Source organism: Rhodoferax sp. GW821-FHT07G04, assembly GCF_059418585.1.
Window position 1 is genome coordinate 1 of record NZ_JBWKQD010000016.1, and the last position, 4,318, is coordinate 4,318.

Sequence of the window (4,318 nt, forward strand, 5' to 3'; positions counted from 1 at the left end):
ACGCCGACGTTTTCTCTCAAGGCGTATTTGAAGCCTTCTTCGGTGGTGAGTTCGAAGTCTTTGGGGTTCCAGGTCTCGCCGGTGTCGGCATCGACGAGGTTGTTGCCTTGGGCCAGCACGGGCGGGGTGTTGATGATCTTGAGCTGGCCGCCGGCACTGGTGCGCCCGGCCGTGCTGCCGCCGCTGGGGCCGGGGACACCCTTGGCGTTCAGGGCCAGCGTTTGGCATAGGAGAACCGCGAGGAGGAATCTGGCGAATGGTCTCAAAGCGCGGTGGCGGGTACGGGAAAGCCGGATGCTATTGGATTGATAGTGGAACATCCACACCCGACGAGGGCTAGAGGTGAATTTGTACGTGAGCTTGCTCAAAAATACCCAATATGGGTTTTATTGCTGAAATTTATCTATAACTCAGAGCAAAACATGTCGTTAGCCCTCGTAAAATATGAATAAATTGCTATGTAATCGATAGCAAATGCTATTGCAGCCTCCGTTTGCAATGGGCAGCCCATAGTTCAACGAGTAGCAACTGAGCATGCTCCGACAGGACACCGGTAGTACCTAGCTGGTAGGTTTTTTTTCCGAAAGAAAGTTAACTACAAGTCGCAATTCGCGCCAACGACCCGGGCGCTCTGGCCCGGGCTCCTGCGCCTTGATACGCTCAATGTCTGCCAAGGCCCAGGCAAGAGAATTTTCAACTCCTTCTTTCCGAGCCTGCATAAGCGCAATCAACGCCCCCCTGCGATCTTGTGTCAAAGACAGCTTCACCGACTTCAGCCAATCTGGTTGAAGCAACGCCTCCAGCAATATGTCTTCAGTCTTGTAGCGATCCAACTCCGGGATTGCACACTCCTCGAATGCCCTCCGGTACAAAGGCAACCAAGACTCGAACTCCGCAACCGTCGTAAAACGCCCGGTGTTGAAATCAAGACGCTTGTCAATCCAGTGAATAGGCCCGCCGAGCGAACTTGGTGGAACCGTCTTGGTGCCGTAATCCATGTAATCCGGCTGAAAAATTGGATGATGCTCACGGACGAACAAGCCGCCACCACCAATGAGCTCACAGTAAAGACCACTACTGCTTTTATGTGCGCCAAGGCTACAGCTGTCAAGGCACCAACCACGATCACGAGTCCAGCAATTGCTCCTATTCCACTTGAATCCATTGGAAACAAACAATTGGTCGAGGCTTCCTTTGATCGCCTCATCGATGCCTTTTTTTTCTTTCTTAAAGTCAATCATTACTGGTTTCTTAGAGTGGTGGTGGTGCGGAGTTTGGGCCGAGCAGTATGACCCTCGTCACACTCTGACCATCGAATCTTGCGTCTTGTGCTCTACTTCCAAACATTATCCCGCCATGCTGCTCAATCCAACCGTCGGCCGTTGCCTGACGCGTCCCAGGGTGGTTTACATAGGCGTTCTGCGTTCCTTTGAACTCAATCCCAATATATTCCCCGAGCAGATTCTTCACAACGAGATCGTAACGGCGACCAACTTTATAGAACGGGTTCCGTACATACACTTCCAACGCAACTTCAAAACCTTGCGATCGATAAAAGGCCGCTAGACGGTCGACACCCAGATTGTGCAGAACACGGTAGTCGTTTAGACCGATAGAGCGCTGCCCCCAAATATTCCCAGCGTAACGGGTTGCTATAGCTGGGCCAGCCACAGCAGCCAATAGAAGTGATGATGCCGAGACGCGTTGCTCCCATGAAGTTCCCGGATCGGCAAATACATCCCAAACCAACGCACCACTGTTTGTGAGACCCCACACTGCCCCTCCGAAGGCGATGACTGGACTCGCCAGGGCGCCAACACCGAACAAGGCCCCAATCGCCGCGCCTTGTGCAACATCACCGATAGTGGTTGCTTTCCCAATAGCTTGGTTGTAAACAGGCGTCGTCACCGCCCCCAAAATTGCCCCAACGGCAGCGGCTGCGCCAATCTCGCCTAATCCGAAGCGCCCGCTAGGGTCTGTCCCATGAACAGGGTCGTTGCGCACGTACACATACCTATTCAAACTGCGCGGATCGTCAAGCTTTCCCTCACTAGGGTCGGCCGATAGAAATCGCCCAATCCTGGGGTCATACCATCGGGCCCGCAGGTACAGCAGTTGCGCATCCTGATCCCAGTATTCACCCGCATACAAATGACTCTGCTTCAACGCTGCGGAGGTATCCAACTGCCCAAACGCGTCGTTCACCGATTGCTCTACAGCATTGCCATTGGCATCGATTGCACCGAGACTGGTATTCAGATGCCCCTGCAACGGAAACACATCGTTGGCAGCGTTTACGGTTGCAAACAGATTACCCGCCCCACTTTGCGTCTGGCGGATCAGTTGATTGCCCCACACATAGGCGGTGCTGGTAGTACCTGTGCTCTCCAACACAACTTGCGCGTAAGCTTGGTTGGCGTCAATGAGGTAAGTGGTGGAACCTGACGGACTGGTCTTCTTAACCCGATTGCCATTGGCATCGTAGGCATACCTCACACTAGCAGTTGCTGCTTGCGCCGCTGCAGCTGTGCTGCCAGTGCGTATATCAATCAACCGGTTCTGTGGATCAAACCGGTACAAGGTTGCCTTGCCGGTCTCGGTCTTCGATGCCAAGTTCCCGTTCTGGTCCCAGGTGTAGGTCGTGGTCCTGGTACCCCCGGCAGCCAGTGTCACCTGCTCCTGCGTCAGCCTGTCCGCTGCATCGTAGGTATACGTCGTGGTATCCGTACCCCCGCTGCTGGTAGCCGTCTTGGTACTGCGGTTACCGACGGCATCGTATGTGTACCGCGTATCCAGGCTGAGCGTTGGAGTGGCCGCGTCGATTCGGTTCTCGCGGGTCAGTCTTGCATTGGCATCAAACTCAAAGCTCTGTGTCCGTACCGGTGTACCGCTGAAGGTGCCCGTGTTGGCATCAAAGCTGGCCGGGGTTGCCCCGAATCCTGTGCGGTACAACTCAATCCGCGCGACTGCGCCACCGGCATCCCTTGTGAGGACCTGGCCCATCATCAGCGTTTGCGTTGCCCCAGTATGCTTGATGTGCGCAATGGCAACTACGCGGTCGGCGCCGTCATACAGCTGGTGCGTGCGCAGCACTTGGGCCTGGCCTGCCTGTGCGTTCAGATCGCGCTCCGTCAGGATGAGCCGGCCTGCCGCGTTGTAGCCGTAGCGTGTGACCTTGCCGTCCGGTGCTGTAAGTGTCGTCAGGCGTCCGGCAGCGTCATATGTGCTAGTGGAGGTACCCCCATCACTGGTAGCGTTGCTGACACTGGTCTCTATTTGATTGCCGTTGGCATCCAGTGTGTAGTTCAACTGTCCCAACGGACTATTGCTCTGAATCAGTCTGTCGTTGGCGTCATACCGGTAGGTTTGCGTGCCGTTGAGCGTGGTGGAGCCCTGCTCTTGCTGACTGGCTACCAAGCCACTTGGCATGTAGGTATACAACACACTACTTTGCGAAATGGCGCTATTGCTGTCCACCCCTTGCGGTACAACAGCACCAGTCAATCGCCCACGCGCATCAAACTGGTATGTGAACTGTTCCCCCGCAAAGCTGGTGTGGTTGGTTCGCTTGCCCTCAAGGTCGTAGCTGTTGCGCTCGGTCGTTCCGTCCTGCAGTTTGCGGCTGGTGATGCGGCCACCCGCGTCCATGCTCCAGGTGGTGGTGCGGTTCAGCGCATCGATCTGCGTGGTCTTGACACCTTGCTCGTCGTAGGCATAACCGGTTGTAGCTGTAGTGTTGCCAGTCAGACTTTGGCTCACGCTGGTCAATCGTCCTGCGCCGTCGTAGCCGTAAGTCGTCGTCATGCCCCGTGGGTCGGTCTCGCTTTGCTTCCGATGATCGGGTCTATAAACGACGTTGTAACTACTGCCATCCGGGAACTGAGCAACGGTCAAGCGGTTCAGTGCGTCATACGTAAAGTTTGTAGTGCGCCCATTTACCGTTTGACTGGAGCGATTGCCGTTTGCGTCGAATGTCTGCGTAGAACGAATTCCCGTGGCATCTGTTGTCGCGACCTTTCGCCCCGCAGCATCCCACTCCGTGCTGCTGCGCTGGCCCTTGCGGTCGGTGGTAGCGGTGACCCGTCCTGCCGCGTCAAACGTGCTGGTCTCCGTCGTGCCATCCGGGTAGGTTGTTTTGACCAGGCGGCTCAGGGCGTCGTATTCCATTCGGGTTGTTCGCCCTGCCCTGTCCGTCTTGGACGTTTCATTCCCTTCGGCGTCGTATGTTGTCGCTTCACTGCTGCCGTCTGGATAGCTGGTGCCGGTCAGGCGCGCATTGGCGTCGTAGGTGTAGCTGGTCCTTTGGCCCAGTGCATTG

At 55.8% G+C, this 4,318-nt stretch carries 3 protein-coding genes; all 3 read right to left on the minus strand.

Going from position 1 to position 4,318, the window contains the following annotated elements; all coding sequences use genetic code 11:
- Positions 1-266, minus strand: a 266-nt coding sequence (locus AC07OO_RS25420; RefSeq protein ID WP_495084968.1) for a hypothetical protein, incomplete at its 3' end; no start/stop codon positions are given.
- Between the two features lie 294 nt (positions 267-560).
- Positions 561-1,241 carry a hypothetical protein gene (locus AC07OO_RS25425; RefSeq protein WP_495084969.1) on the minus strand — a complete coding sequence of 227 codons (681 nt, stop codon included), beginning with the start codon at positions 1,239-1,241 and terminating at the stop codon, positions 561-563.
- A gap of 10 nt (positions 1,242-1,251) precedes the next feature.
- A partial coding sequence (locus AC07OO_RS25430) for an RHS repeat-associated core domain-containing protein (protein WP_495084970.1) occupies positions 1,252-4,318 on the minus strand: 3,067 nt, incomplete at its 5' end.